The organism is Pectobacterium aroidearum (assembly GCF_041228105.1).
GTDB lineage: Bacteria > Pseudomonadota > Gammaproteobacteria > Enterobacterales > Enterobacteriaceae > Pectobacterium > Pectobacterium aroidearum.
Map to the genome: position 1 here is coordinate 2,812,986 of NZ_CP166097.1, position 21,037 is coordinate 2,834,022.

Consider the following 21,037-nt stretch of genomic DNA (forward strand, 5'->3'; position numbering starts at 1 on the left):
TTATTTCCATTTGCCTATTGAGGTCGCAGTCTCATAGTGATCTGTTGTGATATAAAGCAAACCATCATTTGAATATAATAATCTTGTCCCCGGCTGGTTACTTCTTGACATAGTGTTTTTTAATCCTATATCTGCCTCTTGCCACATCCTACCCGGTGCCGAAGGTAATAAGTTATTTGAGTTTTCAAAGATATCTCCCCCTAACTGACTGTCAGGATTCGTATTATTCAAGGCTTTCCCTGGCTTCCATCCATTAGCCCTAGCCTGCGCCTTATTTACGTAATTCGGAGGCAATTGCCCTGTCCTGCGTAAACTGTCCACAATCTCATTGGCTGCTTCAGTTGTTTTTAAGTCCATTTTCAAGCCAGCATAACTAGCAGCATTGTTAGCATTTCTTGCTGCATTAGTCGCCACAGCTTCAGCCTTAGCCACCGTTGCTTCCGCAACCGTCCTGCCAACCCCGATAGCCCCAGCAGCACCCACACCTCCCGGTGTGACAGCTTCCGCTACCTGCAATCCGGCATTGTTCAGACAAATCGTCGGCGCAGCCTTACACCCTTCCAATGCCGCTTTTGCCGCCACCACGATTTCCGGCGTGGCCCCCACGATCATTGCGCCACCGGCAACGCCTGCCACACCGGCTGATACCACGAGATTACCCTCAGCAATGCCTTTCGCAATCTCCGCCTTACAGATAACACCACATTCGTCGCTTTTGCCTAACCAGAACCCTAACGCCGTCCCGGCATCTGCCCCCAAAGCATTATTCTCAACCGCATTGCGCCCGGACTGTGCACCACTGGCGGCAGAAGCCGTGCTGTTGCTCGCCAGACCCGATACCAGCCCGGCGGCCAGCGTCGAGAGCGCGCTGACCGACTGCTTTTCCGCTTCCGTCAGGTCGTTCGCCGTCTTGCCGGGATATTGTGCGGCCATAATCGCACGGGCGGCCAGTTCACCGCTGGAGGCACCAATCGCCCCCGCTGCCGCATCCTGTCCCGACAGCTGCGCGACTACCGCCCCCACCACCGCGTGCGCCATCGCATTGGTAGCGATATCCGACGCCGTGATTTTGCTCTCATCCTTCGGTAGCGTGACGTCTTTCACCAGTTGCGCCAGGTACGGCGACGCACCGCTGGCTATCGCTTTCTGGATATCCCCGCCCGCCAGGGCCTGGATCGCCGCCGTCGCCGCCTGTGCCGCACGCTGGAAGTCGCTCCCCGTGCCGTATTTCTGCATCTCGGCCTTGTAGGTCGGCGATTCCGTCAGCGCCTTTTTATAGTCCTCCCACATCGCGACCGGATCACCGTCTTTCGGACGCTCGACGGTAGCATCGCCCTTGGCCTCCGCCGCTTTCTGCGCCTTCAGCTCGCCTTCCGTGCGCACGATATCCATCACCTGCGCGCCGATTTCACCTATCAGCTGCGCCTGTTTCAGGCGTTTCTGCTCTTTCTCTTTGTTAAAGATCGGGCTGAGCGCGTTGTTCGCGTGCTCAACGTCACGGCTCAGCGTGGCGATATCCTGCACCTGCTTCGCCGTATCCCGCAGCAGCAGCGTGCCGTCACTCACCGCCGCATAGGTGGTGCTGGACGCATTGCCGCTGCTCCCCAGCGCCATCAGCGCCGACGGCACGTTCATCGCCAGCGTCGACAGCATACTGCCGTTCAGGGACGGGCTGGCGCTGAACCCGGCGCCGCTGTGCTCCACCTTGAATTCGGCTTTATTGTTGAGCCCGCTCCAGCCCAGCGTCCCCGTTTCCAGCCGGTTTTTCTCGGCGCTGGCGGTGGAGGCAATGACCGCAGCGTCAAGCTGGGTATGTTCTCCGGTCTTTATACCAAATCCGTCTTTACCGGCAAAGAGCCCCGTCTGCTGCTGCACACTGTCATAATTGCTGTGCATCCTGTCCTTGCTGAGGCTGATATAGCCGCTGCCGCCCCCGCCGCCCCAGGTAAAGCTGCCGCCCGCCGACCCGCTCACCTGGCTGGAATCATAGCGGTCACTGTCCTGCTGACTTTGCAGCAGCAGGTTACGCCCGGCGTCAACATCGATGCGCCCGCCGCTCACCTGCGCGCCGGTCAGCCGCGTGTCGCGCTCGCTTTTCAGCGTGACGTGGTTGCCCGCATCCACCGTGGTTTCTGACCAGGTGTTGCCCGTGCCGGTTTCCCGCCCTTTCGCCGCATTGACGTTGGCGAAAATGCTGAGCCCCGCGCTGCCGTTGCTCAACCCCAGGCTGACGCCGATATTGCCACCGCTGCTGCTGTTCTTGCCGCGGATGTCCTCGCTGTTGCGGGCGGAAAGCAGGTGGATATCCTGCGCTGCGTTCATCAGGACATCGCCACCCGCCTTAAGCTGGCTGCCCGCGACCGTGATATCCCCGGTGCGCGATTCGATACCAATATCCCCGGCCGCATTCAGCGTCGAGCCAAAGCTCTGTTTCTGCTCGCTGGTCTGGCTGGAGCGTGAGTTCTGCGCCCCGAGCGAAATGCTGACGCCGACAAAAGACGCCTCCCCCTTGTTGTTCAGCTCGGACTGGCTGCCCTGATAGGCCTGATACCCCGCCAGCCCGGCCTTCATGCCCTGCAGCAGCGCCAGCCGGCCATCGCTTTCACTTTTCGCCGCCTGAATGCTCTGCACCGCGCTGTTGAGCGCCGAGCCCACCACGCCGGACAGCGCCACGGTCAGCCCTGCGCTTTTCTGCTCAAACTCCTGCTGCTGTTTGCGCGTGTCGTAGCCCGGGTCGAGGGTGACATTGTTGCCCTGCAGGAGAATATCCTTCCCGGCCACCATGTCGGTGCCGCTGATGCTGACATCGTTCCCGGCCTTCACCGTCACCGAGTCGGTCGTGCTGCCGAGGGTGCTGATGCTCTGGCTTTGGGTCGCCGCCTGGTCGCGCAGTTTCTGGCTGGTTGACGTTGAGCCGATGGTAAAGCCAATACCGCCGCCGCTGAACAGCCCGCTCTTTTTCTTGCTGTGCTCTTCATAATTCTGGTAGTTCTCCACGCTGGCAGCGGTGTTGACGTCGTTGTTCGCCAGCAGCGTCACCTGTTTGTCACCGACCACCGAGGAGCCCTGCAGGTTGATATCCTGATTAGCCGCCAGTGTGACACTGTCACCCGACAGCAGGCTGCCTTTCTCATTCGTCTGCAACGTTTCCTGCAGGGTATGCGTTACCGTCTTCGAAAACCGCTTCTTCTTGACCTGAGTTTCTTCAAAGAAGGTGTGCTGCGTTTCGGTCGCCGACAGCAGATTGATGTTGTTGCCCGCCTGCGCCGTCACCGCGCCGCTCGCCACGCCCTGCGCCGCCTGCAGGTTGATGTCTCTGCCTGCCTGCAGGTTCAGGCCCTGGCCCGTCGTGAGTTCGGTGCTCTGCTGGGTGATATTTTGCTGCCAGTCGGCGTGGCGATTCCACCAGTTCCCGCGGTAGGTTTCTTCGGTTTCAGACAGCAGATTCAGGTCACGCCCGGCCGCCAGTGTCGCCGTGCCTTTGGCGTTCAGGCTGGCCGCCTCGGACAGCACATCCCGTCCGGCTACCAGACTCAACTCGCCACCGCTCAGCAACTGAGCATTAGCCACCTCCTGCGTACGATGCTGCGCCGTGCTACCGCCCTGATACAGCGTCTCTTTCAGCGTATCCTGTGCCGTCAGGCGGATATCGTTGCCCGCCGCCAGCGACAGCGCCGTGCCGCCGGAAAGCGCACTGGCAGCAATCTGAATATCCTGACCCGCCACCGCCTTCAGTGCACCGCCCGCCGTGACGGTGCTGCCCTGTACCGCCGTGTTCAGCGCGGTGTTGCTGCTGCCCCAGCCGATATCGACACGGTTATTGGTCAGCGTCAGCGCCTCCATCGCCACATTGCCTTTGGCGTTCAGCGCCATGTCCTGTCCGGCGTTGAGCGTGGCCGCCACGTTGCGGATATCCTTGCCCGCGCTGAGCGTCAGGCTGTTGCCCGCCACAATTTCAGCGGTTTTGCCCAGTTCGGTGAAGACCAGCGAGCCGGTGCCGCTGTGGGAAGCCGTCGGCTGCGCGGTCTGGAAGGTGCGGCTTTCGGTGCGGTTGATGATATCGCCGTTGATGCTGGCAAGCTGCAGCGTGTTGCCTTCCATCCGGCTGCCGCTGTTGGTGATGTTGTTGAGCGCCACCAGATTCAGGCCGCCGTCTGACTTAATCAGCCCGCCTTCGTGGTTATCAATCCTGTCGCCGCTGGCAATCGCCAGCACCTCAACCGCCCTGAGCGTCCCGCTGTTGGTGACGCTGCCGCCGGCGTTCAGCTCGACCCTGTTCGCGACAATCGCGCTGCCCTGCAGGTTATTTTTATCCGCCTGCGCCAGATACAGTTTCGGTGCCAGTACGGTCTGCCCGTTGACCTCGATATTTTCCCACCAGACCAGACTCTGGCTGAGGTTGGCGACCTGCTCCGGCGTCAGGCTGACACCCAGTTGCAGGTTCATGCCTTTCTGCGCCGCCGCCGCGTTATCCAGCAGCATTTGCATCTGTGCCAAATCGGAGCCCGTGCCGTTCAGGTGACGCTGGCCGCTCTGTTTCAATACCGCCTGGCTGATGTAGCGGGTATCAAACTCCGCATCCCCGAGGAAGCGGTAATCGTGGTCTGCATCCAGATTCAGCTTGTCCAGCAGGTAGGACGAGCCCAGCACCCGGTCGGTCTGCGTCCACTGCGAGCGTGTCTCAACCGGCACCACCGTTGACGGCTGCTGCCCCAGCAGCGTCTGCAAATCGCTGAACAGCGCATTGTCGACCTGCCCCAGCTGTTCCAGTTTCGGGTTGGTGTGTATCAGGTAGCGGCTGTCGGCATTCGGGTCGACAACCAGCAGCCCGTTATTGCCGGTCGGCAATGGGTACTCCGCAAGCGGGTTGGTGCTCAGATTTTGCAGGCCGTTGCCGATGGCGCTCAGCAAGTCTGCGGCAGAAAGCGGTGGCTTCACAGCAGGCGTAGCCCCGCCCGGCAGGCTGTCTGCACTGACCGTTGGTTTCAGCGTTTCCACCGCCACCGGGCCCGGTGTCGCCAGCGTGGCAGGGGTGCCCACCGTGCCCGCTACCGTGATGCCCGTTGCGGTGTTGTCCACGCTAACCGGCGTCAGGCTGCTGCCTGTATCGGGCCGCGGGCCTGTCGACGACAGCGTGACCGCATCGGGGTTGCTGACGTGGCCGGAGGTTGAAGGGGTTAACACCACGGTATCGCCGGTGTTCAGCGTCAGCGGCCCGGTAGTAGTCGGTGTCGTAATTGTCGCCGTGATGTTGTCCGCCTGTACGCCTGCTTGCAGTGCGGTGCCAGACTGCGGCGTCAGCGCAACCGCTTTGCCCGTCGCGGTCACGCCTGCGGCATTGCCCGCCAGCGTCGCCTGTCCGCCGCCGGCTTTGGTAACGTCGACCGCCCCGGCATTAAACGACGAATCCTGACTGACCAGTTGGCGCGTGGTCTGCTGCTGCAACGGTGACAGCATGGTGATGGCATCCAGCACCGGCTTGGTGGACGCAGGCATAAACCCGCCGCTGCCCGGCTGCAGCGTGGTATTGCTGATATCCTGTTTGAAATCGGCGGTAATGGTGCCGCCCGCCTGAATTAAGGCGTTATAGCTTTCGCCAACGGTTTTTTCGTAGGTAGGGATACCTATCAGTTTATATTGTATGTATCTAAATCTGTTTGCTTTATCAAGAATATTTGATGATACATTTTTAGATGGCAAGTTGTTTGGATAATCATTAATAGCATTTATATATTGGTATGTTAGGTACTCAGTAACCGTACCCTCTCTATAGGATTTGTTGTTTATTTCATAACCACTTAATGAAAGGTTATTTCTTGCTAAAATATTAGAGGCATCATTACTGACATTATCCAAATTCATTAAGATATTTCTTCCTGATGAAATTGTCGAAATGCCACCATTAGTAATAACTTCTATTTTTTTGTTGCTTAATCCGATTTTTTGGATATAAGCATTCTTATACGGAGCATATACTCCATATGTACTACAAGTTTCATATCCTTTATCTCCATGAGAAGAACATTCCTTACCCCCTAAGACACCGTAATCCTCTGGTTTAAGCCATTCGATCGGAATATTTGCCGTCGTTTTACCCGCCCAATCAGGCACCGACTCATCCGTCAATTCACTTTCCGTCACCACCAACCCCTCACGCTGATTGGTCAGCGTACCGGTATTAATCGTGATATCGCCGGACTGGGTTTCAATGGTACCGGAACTGTTGAGCAGCGAGGTGCTGGCATTGCCCTGCGCATCGCGCTGCACCCACAGATTATTGCCCGCCAGAATGGTGCCGAACACGTTGGTCAGCGAATCCGACAGCAGACGCATATTGCCACCTGCGTAAAGCATGCTGCTGTTGTGCAACACGCCGCCGGCCTGCACCAGCAGGTCGCCCGTAGTGCCAATCAGGCCTTTGTTATTCAGCGTGTTCTCACTCACCAGCGTCAGATTACCGCCTGCCTGCACGCTGCCCGCCTCCAGCTGTACGATATCTTTGGCACTGAGGCGCGATTCGCCGCCGCCTGCCAGAATATTGCCCTGATTGGTCAGCGTGCCAGTGCTGGTCAGCTGGACAGATTGCCCCTGCAGGGTGCCGCGCTGGTCGAGGTCGCCCGCCACGTTCAGCGTCAGCTGTTTCCCGGCCGCCATGCTTTGGGTGAAGGTCAGCGGCCCGGTAATGTCGGCACTCAGATTGCCCAGCGCCACCAGTTGCCCGTCCTGTTGCAGCTCTTGGGTTTTCAGGCGCAGGTCCTGCGCGCTGTAGAGCTTCGCCCCCTGACGGTTAATCAGCCGCTGCGTCTGCAGCGCCAGCTGTGTCAGGCCCAGCAGCGTGCCATGGTTGTCGAGTTCGTCGGCGATAATCTCCAGTTCACCGGCCTGCACCAGCCCGTTATTCACCCACCGCGGAATGGATAACGTCAGTTTATCCTGTGCCATCAGGCTGCCCTGCTGGGTTAGCTGCGCGGTGTTCACCGCCAGCCCGCGCCCCTGCAGCCAGCCGAGGTTGTCCACCGCCGCCGCGTTCAGCGTGGTAGTGCCATCGGACAACAATTGCCCGCCCTGCTGGTTGACGATGCGGTCTGTCGCGTCCAGTTGCAATGCCGTGGTGCCCTGCACCGTGCCGCCGTTGGTCACGGTATTCCCCGTCAGTGTGGTAGTCGCGGCTTTGATGTCACCCTGATTGGCCAGCGTCGCCGCCTGCACGTTCAGCGTGCCGTCGCTGCTCAGACGTGACTGCGAGGCATTGGTAAACTGACGGGAGACCGTCGCGTCAAGCGCGCTATTGCCACGCAACGTACCGTGGTTAGTGAGTGCATCGGCACCCAGCGTCAGGGTGCTGCCCTGTATCTGCCCGCGGTTGGTGATGTCATGCGCCGTCAGGCTCAGGTCACCGCCGCTGACCAGCTGGCTGCCCTGTGCGCCCTGATAAGCGCCGCTCAACTGCAGCGTCCCGCGCTGTACGCCCAGCAGATTGCCCTGCTGTTCAAGGTCACGGGCGGTCAGTTGTAACGCGTCCGACTGCCACAGCCCCTGATTACGCAGCACGCCAGTGGTCACTTCGCCGGTACCGCCGCTGAGCAGTCGTCCCGTCGCCAGGTTATCGACACGGCCGGTGAGATTCAGCGTAAAGCCGCCGACGCCCGTCAGCGTGCCGCCGTTTTCCAGCGTTTTGCCGGTTACTGTTACTGCGCCCTGCGAGAACAACTCTCCCTGATTGTTGAGTGTGTCACCGTTGAGCGACAGACCGTTCAGCCCCGCCACCGTGCCGCTATTGCTGAACATGTCGCCGTTCAGCGTCAGCGTACCCGCCTGCCATAAACCGGCGTTGTCCACCCGTGTGGCATGCAGTGTAGCGACGCCGTTGCTGAGCAACTGGCTGCTTTTATCGCCGACATAGCGCAGTACATCGAGCAGACGCAGCGCGTCAGTGCCCTGAATGCGGCCCTGATTATCGATTTCATCAGCCCGCAGTTGCAGGTCATTCGCCTGCAGCGTACCGGCATTACTCAGCGTGCCGCTGTCGAGGCGGCCTGCGCCGTTGGTCAGCAGCTCGCCTCCGGCACGGTTAAGCAGTTCATCACGGTTGGTGACTGTCAGGCCATTGCTGCCCAACACGCGCCCGCTGTTATCCAGCGTACCGGTGGTCAGGCTCAGCGTGCCTGCGGCTATCTCTCCGCTCTGGTTCAGGCGGTCAGCCGTGATAACGGCCTCGCCGTCGCTCAGCAGACGTGACTGCGCGTTCCCCTGATAGGTGTCCAGTAAATCAAGCCGCAGCCCGTCCTGACCAAGCAGCGACCCGCCGTTTGTCAGGCCGTTTGCGGACAGTTCCAGTGTGTTGCCCTGCCATAACCCGTCGTTACTGACATTGCCCGCCTGCACCTGCAGGGTACCGTTGGTCAGCAGTTGACCCGCACTGCCGACCGTCAGGCCATCACGCAGCTCCAGCGTGATACCGCGCTCACCGATGACCGTGCCAGTGTTGCTGAACGTCCCCCCGTTTAGCGCCAGCGCCCGGCTTTCCCAGCGTCCGCTATTGTGCAACTGATTGCCACGCAGCGTCAGCGTGTCGGCAGTATGCAACAGGCCTGCGCCCTGATAGTCGCCATTGAGCGACAGCGCCCCGTCGGCAATCACGTTGCCCGCATTGCGGATAGTCGCACTCTGCACGTCTATTTTGCCCACACCAGACACGGTGCCCTGATTGTCGAGCAGGCTGGCGCTCAGCTGTGTGTCGCCGCCGGAGATCAGCGTGCCCTGATTCGTGAGCAGGCTGGCCGGATTATTGCTATCCAGCGTGACCGTTAACCCGCTATCCCCCTGAATGCGCCCGCGGTTGGTCAGCTGCTGCGCGTCCAGTTTCAGGTGGTCTGCCTGCCAGTCGCCGTCGTTTGTCACGTTCGCGGCGCCTAATACTGCCAGTCCCTGCGACAGCAGTGTGCCGCCCTGCTGGTTGCCAAGGTCATTTGTGGTCGTCAGCGACAGAGCGTTGAGACCAAAAATCTGTCCACGGTTGGTCAGGTCAGTGGCCTGCAGCGTGATGTCGCCCGCCTGCCACTGCCCCTGATTGTCAACCTGACCCGCCGTCAGCGTGCTGCTGCCCTGACTCAGCCATTTACCCTGATTACGGGCCGTCCCCACAATCGCCAGCGTCAGTGCATCCACGCCCAGCATCTTGCCGTGGTTATCCAGCGTCTGCGCGTCCACAGTCAGCGCCCGCGCTTCCAGCGTGCCCTGCTGAACGAGGTTTTTCGCGATCACACCTAATGTATTGCTGACGCTGATAAGCCCTTGATTCTCCAACGCATTACACAGATCCAGTTGCAGATCGTCCGCGCCCAGCATCTGTCCGTGGTTCAGCACGTTCTGCGCGGTGATACCGATGTGCGGGCTGATGAGGTCACCGGTGTTGGTCAGGGTGCCGTCCAGCGTCAGTTGCAGGCTACGCGTGCCGTTAAGCCGTCCGCCGTTGGTCACGTCGCGGGCAGCAATGGCGAGCGCCTGACTGTTCAGCGTTCCCTGATTGTCGAGGTGATTGCCGAGCAGGAACGTTAACCCGTTCACGCCCGTCATCGTGCCGTGGTTGACGACATCATTAGCGTTGAGCGTCAGCGCCGTGCTGCTGATGTCACGGGTATTATTCAGCGTCCCGTTCAGCCCCAGGGACAGGCTGTCGATACCGGTGAGCGTGCCGTCGTTGGTCAGGTCGTTCGCATTCAGCGTCACTGCCGCCCCGTACAGCGTGCCGGTATTGTTGAGGTTCTGGTTTACCGTGATCCCCAGTTGGTCAAGGCCGTTGATTTTCCCGCGGTTGTCCAGCCTGTCGGCCTGCGCAATCAGTTGATAGCTGCTCAGCGCCCCCTGATTGGTTAAGGCGTCATCCAGCGTCAGTTGAAGTCCGTTCACGCCGGTGATCTCACCCGCATTGGTCAGCGTGCGGGCGGCAATATCGGCACGCTTGCTCCACAGTGTGCCCTGATTGTCTACATCACCGTTTTCCAGCGTCACCGTCAGCGATGTATCACTCTGAATATGCCCGCGGTTGTTCAGGGTTTGCGCCTCCAGCGTCAGGCTGTCCGCCTGCCATTCGCCGTCATTGCTCGCCTCAGCCGCGTTCAGCACTGCCTGTCCCTGCGTGAGCAGCGTGCCGGTTTTCGTATTGGTCAGACGGTTTTTCGCCGTCATCGTCAGCGACGACAGCCCCAGCAGTTGCCCGGCATTCTGGACGTCATCCGCTGTCAGCGTCAGCGTCTTCGCCTGCCACTGGCCTGTGTTCTCCAGCTGTCTGGCGGTCAGCGTGCTGTCGCCCTGACTCAGCCACTTTCCGCTGTTGCGCGCCGTGGTGTTAATCGCCAGCGTCAATTCGTCCACGCCCAGCATCGTGCCCTGATTATCCAGAGCGTTCGCCTGCACCTGCAGTTGGCGGCTTTCCAGTGAGCCTGACTGCTCGACCTGATCCGCCTCCAGCTGTACCCGCTGGCTGCCGCTAATCAGACCGCTGTTGTGCACCGTCTCCTGCAGCGTCAGATGCAGGTCGTCACCGGAGAGTTCCCCCTGATTGAACAGGTCAGTCGCCGACAGCCCCAGCGTCGCCCCGTAGAGTTCACCCTGATTGGTCAGGCGCTCAGCAAGGGTTAGCTGCAGTGCATTAACCCCGGCGATTTCGCCGCCGTTAAACAGGGTATCGGCCGTGATGTCCGTCCGCTGTCCCAGCAGCGTGCCCTGATTCTCCAGCGTGAGCCCCTGCAACTGAATGGCATTCGCCTGCCAGCGCCCGCGGTTGGTGAGCGTGGTGCCGGACCAGTCCAGCCGCCCGTCGGTCTGCAGCGTCCCGAGTCCCTGATAATCCCCGGTCAGCGACAGGGATGTCAGGGCGACCACGGCACCGTCATTCTGGATCGTGTTGCCCGTCAGGGTTGCCGTGCCGTTACCGGAAAGCGAGCCCTGATTGGTGATTTGCGTGGCCTGCAGTTGAAGATCACCGCCCGACACCAGCGTGCCGCGGTTGTCCAGTACACCGTCGCCCGCCCCGCGTCCCTGAGGTGAAGATGAGGCGTTGAGCTGCTGAATATCTGCCGCCAGCGACAGCGCCATCGGCAGGAAAGAACGCTGAGATACGGCACTTACGGGCGCAACGGTGACGCTAAGTTCACGATCGGTCTGCACCCGTCCCGTGTTAGCGAAACGTTCGGTCTGTAGCGTCAGAGTATCCGCCAGCCACTCGCCGTGGTTCTCGGCCTGAGCGGCCTGTAACAGCGCTGCCCCCTGCGTGAGCAGTTTGCCGCGTTGTTGGTTGGTCAGCCCGCCCTGTGCCGTTACCGACAGTGCCTGAATCCCGAGCAGTTGCCCCGCATTGGTCACGTCATCCGCTTCCAGCGTGAGGTTTCCGGCCTGCAGCAGCCCGCGGTTATCCATGCTCTGCGCGGTCACCGTTGCGTTGCCCTGCGTCAGCAGATTGCCACGGTTCGTGACATTCCCTGTGATGGCGAGCGTCAGCGCGTCCACGCCCAGCATTTTGCCCTGATTGGTCAGCGAGGCGGCGTCCAGCGTGACGCGTTTCCCTTCCAGCGTGCCGCCCTGTCTGACGTCACCGGCTGTCACCGCCACAGACTGGCTGCCGCTGATGACGCCCGTGTTATCCAGCAGCCCGGTGGTGTTCAGTTGCAGGGTATTGATGCCCTGCATGTCGCCGCGGTTGTTCACCGCCGCCGCCGCAACCGACAGGTTGTCGCTGCGCAGTTCACCACCGTTATCCAGACCGCCCGACAACACGATCCCCAACGAATCGGTGCCCACAACGCCGCCGAGATTCGTCAGGCGGTTCGCTGTTATCGTCACGTCATTACCCAGCACCGTGCCCTGATTGGTAAAGTGCTTCCCTTGCAGGGACAACGCCCGGCTTTCCCAGTGCCCGCCGTTAACCAGCGTGTCGCCCTCCAGCGTCAGGGTGCCCGCCGTGTTCAGCAGGCCACGGCCCTGATAGTCGCCGTACAGCGACAGCCCTGTTGCCGCAACCAGACGGCCGTCGTTCATCAGCGACATGCCCATCAGTGTCGCGTGGCCCCGGCTGGACAGCGTGCCCGGATTCTCCATCAGGCGCGCAAACAGCGTGGCGTCACCGCCCGTGGTCAGCGTACCGCGGTTGATTAGCGTCCCTGTGCCGCCGGTCGTTGGCAGCGTCAGGGACAAGGCGTCATCCCCCTGGATCTGGCCGTCATTGGTGAGATTATTTGCCGTCAGCGTCAGGGCTTTCGCCTGCCAGTCCCCGGCATTCACCACCTCCGCCGCGGTGAGCACCGCCGCGCCCTGAGACAGCAGTTTCCCCGCCTGCCGGTTGGTCAGCCCGCTGGCCGCCGTCAGCGCCAGTGAGGACATCCCGAAAATCGTTCCCGCGTTATCCAGCTCATCCACCTGCAGCGCGACGTTTTTCGCCTGCAACGTGCCCTGATTATCGAACCGTTTGGCCGTGGTGGTGCTGTCACCCTCACTCAGCAGTGTTCCCTGACTGGACAGGTTGCCGTTCAGGAAGAGCGACAGGTTAGTGATACCGCTGACCGTGCCACGGTTGTCGAAAGACGAACCCTCCGCCGTCAGGGTTAGCGCCTGCAGCGTGCCCCGGTTTTCGGTCTTTGCCGCCTGAAGGCGCAGCGTCTCCCCGCTGAGCCAGTCGCCACTATTGGTAAAGGTATCGGCGACGGTCAGGTTCACCGCGCCCCGCGCCTGTGCCTGTCCGCTGTTCGTAAGGGTACTGGCCTGAAGGGTCAGGGCATGGCCCTGCAACGCCCCGGCCTGGCTGACGACATCGCTGTGAATGGTCCAGTTGCCCGCCGTCAACAGGCTGCCGCGGTTGTCCAGATGGGTGGCCGTAACCTGTCCGTCGCCGGTAAGACTGGTTTTGCCCGTATTGAGCCAGCGTTCGGCATTCAGCAGGAACTGCTGTGCCTGAATGGTACCGTCGGTCTCGGCCTGTCCGGCGTTCACCGTCAGGTTCGTGCCGGCCAGCAGCGTGCCGGCGGCGGATTGCGTCAGCGCACGCGTGGCCTCAAGCTGCAGCGCGTTGTCGGCCTGCAGCGCCCCCTGATTGGCAAGTGTGCCGGTGTGCAGCTGTAAATCAGGCGCCGTGAGCGTGCCGTCATTGCTGAGACGGTCGGCGGTCACCTGCAGGGTGTTGCCGGCCTGCATCAGGCCACGGTTATCCAGCGTGTCACCCAGCGTCAGTGCCAGTTTTTCCCCGGCGCTGAGCGTGCCGCGGTTCACCAGACTGCCGCCGTGCAGCGCCAGCATCTGCCGCGCGTTGATAGTGCCGTGGTTTTCTGTCGTCTGGCTGGTCAGGTCGAGTGTGTTCGCGGTCACCTCGCCCTGATTCGTGAACTGGTTAGCCTGTGCGGTCAGCGTCGCGGCCTGCAGTGTGCCGCCGTTGGTGATGGTGTCGGCCAGCAAAAACAGCTGATTATCCGTCAGGATATTGCCCTGATTGTTCAGCACCGTTTGCAGCTCAAGCCTCAAGTCATGGCGGGCGCTGAGTAATCCGGTGTTGTCCAGACGCTGCGCGTTAACCGTCAGGCGCTCGGCCGCCGCCAGCGTGCCGCGGTTCGTCATGTCGCCGCCGCTGAACGTCAGCCCCTGCCGCGCGGCGATATCACCCTGATTGTCCAGCGCATCCAGCGTCAGCGTCAGGGTTTTCCCTGCCAGCGTGCCGCGCTGTACCAGACGTCCGCCGTCAACGGTGAGCACATTACCGGCGGTCAGATTCCCCTGCCAGTCGCCCTGCTGCGTAACGCGCACCGTGGCATTATTCTTCGCCTGAAGCTGGGCGCTGCCGGCACCGGTAAGGGTCTTCGCCGCCAGTCGCACGTCTTCAGCACCCGCGCTGCCCGCCAGCGACACCGCGTCGCCGCGTATATCGAGCACCGACTCCGCCTTGATGCCGCTTGCCGCATCCTGCTGCAGCGACTGGCCCGCGTTGACCGTCACCTTGCCGGCGGCAAGCTGGGCAGCCTCAAGCGTGACAGCGTCACCGTTAAGGGATAATTGATTGGCGGGTTTGACGGTGCCCTGCGCATCAACGCCCGCGCTGATGACGCTGTTTTGCGCCTTCAGCCCACCACCCGATGACAGCGCGATGTCTTGTCCGGCACGCAGCGTAGCGTCCTGCAGCGTGATGTCCTGTTTGGCGTTCAGCGTCAGCGCGTCACCCGCCTGCTGCTTGCCCCGCAGCGCCAGCGCGTCCGCGTCAGCCTGAATATTCCCCTGCGCCATCGTATCGCCGAGGCTGAGTTTACCGTTGGCCGACAGCGTGATATCCCCGCTGCGTGCACTGAGGTTGCCGACGTTGACGCCCACGCCCTTATCGCTGGAAACCAGTTTGATGCGGTTGGTGTACATGCCACCCAACGCACCCGTATCCAGTGCGACCTTCACACCGCTGTCTGCTGCCTGCGCCGTCACCTTGCCCGTCGCGTCAACCTGATTAGCACCGAGCACAATCTGTGTGTCATTGGCATTCAGCCCGGCATTAATCTGCGCAGTGCGGGCAATCAGGCTGAGGTAGTCACTTTTACTTGCGTCCAGCCCCTGCCCGGTCAGCGTGATATCGCCGCGCTTCACGTCGATCTGCTGCAAATTCCCCTGCGCATCCATCTGCGGTTTGCCGGTGGTCAGCGTCACCTGCGGAGTATTGATAAAACCGCAGCCGTCGCAGGTGATGCCGTTGGGGTTGGCCACGATGACGCTGGCCTGTTTGCCGCCCACTTCCAGATACCCCGCCAGCGTACTGCGGTTGGTCGACACCACTTCGTTGATAATGGCGTCGGCAGCCTTGCCTTTCAGGTTCGGGTTGTTCTGGATCAGCCCGCCAAGCTGGGTGGGATTGAGCTGCGCCGTGCCGTTATTCAGGATCAGACCGGGTTTATCGACGTTAAAATCCTGATACTGGTTATGGGAAATTCCCGCACCGTTTGGCGTGGCGATATTGATGACCGGGACGCCGTTACCGGCCTGATCCAGCGCGGTGTTGCCCGTCGCGACCTGCACGCCCGCCGCCATGGCCGGCAGCAGCGGCTGAAACGCAATCAGGTGGATCAGCGTGTACGCCAGCAGGCGCTGTGTGGTTTTTACTGGTTTCATCCCTGATCCCCGGTCTTAACGATTAACAACGAAACATTAACAACGAATAATTAAAACGACAGCCCAACGCGGTAATACACCACGGCGCTATCCGGTTTTTATTAGTGAAATTAACAATGGCATAGCCAGGTTGGTAATATAGTCCCATTTGATATATTTATTGCTGGCGTCATAAATCAGCTGATTAATGTTATTAACATTAATACAACGGTTAATATCATTTTTATTTAACCTGTTTTTATCTCTTTCACCCAACAGCGAGCTATTGTGATAATGAATTGCCTGAGTGGACAAGCCATTCCCAGCATTGCTTCCGCCAGTGGGATTCACCGTCGTTTGTGGCTGATTTAATTGCAATAAGGCATCGCGCTGCTGCCGGGATTGATCGACCATCTCAACCTGAAACCGCTGAATGTCATTTCGGTCTGCCAGATTAAGCGACGCGGAGAATACGGTATAAGAAAATAGCGCAGGCATGATAGCAATCAGCCTGAAAAAACCACGCATGGTTTCATCCCTGATAATAATAATTTTTTTTGGCATAGTAGAGCCGTTAATTACCAAGCTCAATATGTCAGGTAATATATAATTTTATGACAATCGATTTGCGTTAAGTTGAGATAAAATCTCCCCTTAACCAATAATTTCAGGTTTGTTACACATCGTCATACAATACTGCCTATTTCATGACCTCCTCTTATCACCTCACCGTCTGGATACGCTTAGAAACAAGAGATCAACAGCGAAACCCTATTCTGTTCAGGCGTAAAAAATCCGGAATCAGAAAACTGATTCCGGATTGTCTCTTATTGGCAGGAACGTTCAAATATTCTTAAACGTTCAACTTACGCGGAGCGCATTACGCCTCTTCAGCGTCGTCCTCATCCACAATGCGTTCCACACGAACCAGTTCAATGCGGTATTCGGAAACCTCAATGATATGGAAGCGCAAGTTGTACAACTCAATGATGGCACCGACTTTCGGGAACTCATCACTGTGCGCTAACAGCATACCAGCCAGTGAAGCATAATCTTCCTTCGGATCAACCAGATCGCTGCTATCCACTACCTGTTGCAGAGCGTGTAGATCCGTTCCACCTTTTACCAGCCAGCCTTCGCCGTCAGGGATGATATCCAACGTTTCGTCTTCATCCGGGAACTCACCCGCAATCGCTTCCAGCACGTCCAGCGGCGTTACCAACCCTTGTACCACGCCAAATTCGTTGGCGATGATGACCAGACTGCCTTTCGCACGGCGCAGAACGGGCAGCAGGTTTATCACATCCAGCGTTTCGGGTACGACAATTGGCGGATTCGCTGCGGCAAAGCTTTCCACATCGGTCTGTGTTTCCAGCGCCACCAGCAGATCTTTAGCACGGACGACGCCGATAAGTTCATCCAGAGAGCCGCGGCATATTGGGAACAGGCTGTGAGGTGTATCCAGCAATTGCATACGGATCTGCTCGACAGAACTTTCACTATCCACCCAGGAAATTTCCGTACGTGGCGTCATCACACTGCGCAGCGAGCGCGACGCCAATGTCAGCACGCCGCTGATCATATTGCGCTCTTCCTCAGCGAATTCCTCTGTCGTGAGTTTCTTCTGCGGTTCATCCGCATCCAGATCATCCGTGTTTTTCCGTGAGCCCATCAGGCGCAGAATGGCCTCTGCGGTACGCTCACGCAAAGGACGGTGCGACTGATGCTTCATAAAGTTATGACGGGCAATCTGGTTAAACAGCTCGATCAGGATAGAGAAGCCAATCGCGGCATACAGGTAGCCTTTCGGAATGTGGAAGCCAAGACCTTCCGCCATCAGGCTCAGACCAATCATCAGCAAGAAGCTGAGACACAGAACAACCACGGTTGGATGCTCGTTGACGAATCGGGTCAGTGGCTTAGAAGCAATCAGCATGACGCCCATCGCAATGATCACCGCCGTCATCATCACGCCCAGGTGATCTACCATTCCCACTGCAGTAATCACGGCGTCCAGCGAGAACACGGCATCCAGCACGACGATCTGCGCCACCACGGCCCAGAAACTGGCGTGAGCGCGATTGCCGTTACCATCGTGCGTTTTGTTCTCTAACCGTTCATGCAACTCCATCGTGGCTTTGAACAAGAGAAACATACCGCCGAACAGTAAAATCAGGTCACGACCTGAGAAGCTGAAATCGCCAAGGCTAAACAATGGACGCGTCAGGGTGACCATCCAGGAAATCAAAGACAACAGACCCAGACGCATTAACAACGCCAGGCTTAAACCGATAATGCGGGCTTTATCTCGCTGCTTGGGGGGTAATTTATCCGCCAAAATAGCGATAAATACCAAATTGTCGATACCCAGAACAATTTCAAGTACCACCAGCGTCAATAGGCCTGCCCAGATTGAAGGATCTAGCAAAAATTCCATGTCAGACTCCAGAAAATGAACGAGCAGATGACATCAATGCATGAGCCGCATTGAATGGTAATAAAAAGAGTTGATGTGAATCAGAGAGATTCTGAGTGTGGTCTGAGTGACCAGCTGAGTACAGAAAACCGCCAGCATTAGCGGGAAAACAGAGAACGTTTTGTCGGTGACAGTCCATGGGAAGGGCTGATGCCCGGTGCTCCTAAGCAATTTAAGGGACGTTTACTCTAACAGGTTGTTACCAATTTTCACAAAGAATTTCTTAGACCTGCTTCGCATTGATAACGCGTTCTAATTTTCCTATTTTGCCCCCTTTTAGGCGCACACCTAACTGGTCAGCATTAGAGCATCATCACACTATTTATTTTTTCGATAAGTAAAATAAATCTGTCAGTCACGATTTCTCGCCTGACAACCTGGAGGAACACAGTGAATGTCATGAATCCACGGTAAAATTTTTTCTTGCAGCCATACTAATACCGCGACGGTTAACATTCAGTAGCTCAGCGTTAACCCTGTTTCCTGACACATTGACTCTTTTTGATCGTGAACGTGAGGAGGTAGCAAGTGAGTATTGCCATAATGTTATGCACTCACGGCGCCACTGCGGGACCGCTGTTAAAGACAGCAGAAATGATCCTTGGCGAGCAAAGTAACGTCGCCTGGATCGATTTCGTTCCTGGAGAAAACGCCGAAACCTTGATAGAAAAATATCAGGAAAAACTCACGCAGTTGGACACATCGCAAGGCGTGCTGTTTCTCGTTGATACCTGGGGCGGCAGCCCGTTTAACGCCGCCAGTCGCCTCGTCACCGATAAAGAAAACCATGATGTTATCGCTGGCGTGAATATCCCCATGTTGGCAGAAACCTTTATGGCTCGGGATGATGATCCTTCCTTTTCCGCTCTGGTTTCTATCGCTCTTGAAGCTGGTAGAGATGGCGTAAAAGCGCTGAAGCATCAGGAAAAACCCAAGGCAACGCCCCCTTCCCCTCCACCACCTCCAAAAGCCAACGCCGTTCCCACACCAGCAGGATCCGGTGAACACATGAAGATAGGACTGGCGCGTATCGATGACCGTCTGATTCATGGTCAGGTCGCCACCCGATGGACGAAAGAAACCAATGTTTCGCGCATTATTGTCGTCAGCGATGAAGTCGCCGCCGATCACGTGCGTAAAACGTTGTTGACTCAGGTTGCGCCACCGGGCGTTACCGCTCACGTGGTGGATGTGGCAAAAGCCGTTCGTGTTTATGACAACCCCAAATATGCCGCCGATCGCGTGATGTTACTGTTCACCAATCCGACGGATGTATTAACGCTGATCGAAAATGGCGTAAAAATCACTTCGGTCAATATTGGCGGAATGGCATTCAAACAGGGAAAAACGCAGGTCAATAACGCTGTTTCTATCGATGAGAAGGATATCGCTGCATTCCGAGAATTAGATAAACGCGGAATTGAATTGGAGGTTCGAAAAGTCTCAACCGATACCCGGCTTAAAATGATGGATTTAATTAACAAAATGCCGCGCTGATACCTATCGCAATGCGAATGTGATTAACGCGAATGTCACCATCAATAATAGCTTTATAGCCCTGGCGATTTTCAAGATAGGTATTTATGTCGATATTGCAACGCTTTATGTCGATATAGAAAAACAATGGGGATGGCGATTTATTTTTACTCAGACACATTTTATAGGAGAAGTACGATGGAGATTACCACACTTCAAATTGTGCTGATATTTCTCGTCGCGTGTGTTTCGGGGATGGGTTCAATTCTTGATGAATTCCAGTTCCACCGTCCACTCGTCGCCTGTACGCTGATTGGCGCAGTATTAGGTGATTTAAAAACCGGGATCATTATTGGCGGTACGCTGGAAATGATCGCATTAGGCTGGATGAACATCGGTGCGGCCGTCGCACCGGATGCGGCCCTGGCCTCGATTATTTCAACCATTCTGGTTATTGCCGGCGGTCAGGGGATCGGCGCCGGGATTGCGCTGGCGATTCCGCTCGCCGCAGCCGGACAAGTATTAACCATCATTGTTCGTACCATCACAGTCGCGTTCCAACATGCGGCTGATAGCGCGGCAGAGCGAGGTAATCTGACAGCCATCAGTTGGATTCACGTCTCCGCACTGCTGCTACAAGCGATGCGCATCGCGATCCCTGCGGTCATTGTCGCGGTTTCCGTCGGCACCGATGCCGTCCACGCCATGCTGAATTCCATCCCGGAAGTGGTTACCAACGGTCTGAATATCGCCGGTGGCATGATTGTCGTCGTCGGTTACGCGATGGTCATCAACATGATGCGTGCAGGCTACCTGATGCCTTTCTTCTATCTTGGCTTCGTTACCGCTGCGTTCACCGAGTTCAATCTGGTGGCGCTGGGCGTAATCGGTATTGTGATGGCGGTGCTGTATATCCAGCTCAGCCCGAAATATAACAAGGTTCAAGGCCAGCCGGTTTCATCAGGCAATAACGACCTTGATAACGAACTGGATTAACAGGAGTGAGAAAAATGGTCGAAAACACGAATGTCAAAAAACTCACTGACAGCGACATCCGCGCGGTGTTTATTCGTTCCAACCTGTTTCAAGGCTCCTGGAACTTTGAACGTATGCAGGCACTCGGCTTCTGTTTTTCCATGGTGCCGGTAATTCGCCGTCTTTATCCTGAAAATTCGGAAGAGCGTAAACAGGCGATCAAGCGCCATCTGGAGTTCTTCAATACACAGCCCTTTGTTGCAGCTCCGGTACTCGGCGTAACGATGGCGATGGAAGAGCAACGCGCGAATGGCGCTCCCATTGATGACGCGGCAATAAACGGCCTGAAAGTCGGGCTGATGGGGCCACTGGCTGGCGTCGGCGACCCGATATTCTGGGGCACAGCCCGTCCGGTATTCGCTGCGCTGGGTGCGGGGATTGCCATGAGCGGCAGCCTGTTGGGGCCTGTCCTCTTCTTCGTCCTGTTCAATTTGGTTCGCCTGCTGGTGCGCTACTATGGCGTTGCTTACGGCTACCGTAAAGGAATTGATATCGTTAGCGATATGGGCGGCGGCTTCCTGCAAAAAATGACCGAAGCGGCCTCTATTCTCGGTCTATTCGTCATGGGGGCGTTGGTCAATAAATGGACCCACGTCAACATTCCGATGGTGGTGTCGACGGTGACGAACCAGAACGGTGAAACCACGGTGACAACCGTTCAATCCATCCTTGATCAGCTTATGCCTGGGCTCGTTCCCCTATTGCTGACGTTCGGCTGTATGTGGCTGTTACGGCGCAAAGTGAACGCACTGTGGCTGATTATGGGCTTCTTCGCCATTGGTATCTTCGGATACTGGATCGGTCTGCTCGGCGTGTAATATTCAATGGCCGGGCGCCAATACGTCCGGCCATTTTTTATGATGAACATCCTTGTCCGCCCCCCTGCGTGCCGTCGCAAGCAACGTTGAAAAATGTTCCCTGCGCTTTTTATTATCGGGATGT

The 21,037-nt window shown here is 57.7% G+C and carries 6 protein-coding genes; 3 read left to right on the top strand and 3 right to left on the bottom strand.

Annotated features, from left to right (window positions below; genetic code table 11):
* The 3 genes from AB8809_RS12965 to AB8809_RS12975 form a co-directional block, all read right to left on the bottom strand.
* Positions 1-15,129 (bottom strand): hemagglutinin repeat-containing protein, encoded by a 15,129-nt coding sequence (locus AB8809_RS12965; protein ID WP_369986518.1) that lies wholly within the window; start codon positions 15,127-15,129, stop codon positions 1-3.
* A gap of 87 nt (positions 15,130-15,216) precedes the next feature.
* On the bottom strand, positions 15,217-15,672 hold the full coding sequence (locus AB8809_RS12970; protein WP_349856282.1) for a POTRA domain-containing protein: 456 nt from the start codon (positions 15,670-15,672) through the stop codon (positions 15,217-15,219).
* Between the two features lie 316 nt (positions 15,673-15,988).
* A complete protein-coding gene (locus tag AB8809_RS12975; protein WP_015840163.1) occupies positions 15,989-17,545 on the bottom strand; it encodes a TerC family protein in 1,557 nt (518 codons plus the stop codon).
* 567 nt (positions 17,546-18,112) lie between these two features.
* Here AB8809_RS12975 and manX point away from each other — a divergent pair.
* The 3 genes from manX (at position 18,113) to AB8809_RS12990 (ending at position 20,913) form a co-directional block, all read left to right on the top strand.
* Positions 18,113-19,081 (top strand): PTS mannose transporter subunit IIAB, encoded by a 969-nt coding sequence (gene manX / locus AB8809_RS12980; RefSeq protein ID WP_015840162.1) that lies wholly within the window; start codon positions 18,113-18,115, stop codon positions 19,079-19,081.
* Positions 19,082-19,258: 177 nt separating this feature from the next.
* On the top strand, positions 19,259-20,056 hold the full coding sequence (locus AB8809_RS12985) for a PTS mannose/fructose/sorbose transporter subunit IIC (RefSeq protein ID WP_015840161.1): 798 nt from the start codon (positions 19,259-19,261) through the stop codon (positions 20,054-20,056).
* 14 nt (positions 20,057-20,070) lie between these two features.
* Positions 20,071-20,913, top strand: coding sequence for a PTS mannose transporter subunit IID (locus AB8809_RS12990; RefSeq protein ID WP_014699846.1), 843 nt, complete (start codon positions 20,071-20,073; stop codon positions 20,911-20,913).
* Positions 20,914-21,037: the final 124 nt, after the last annotated feature.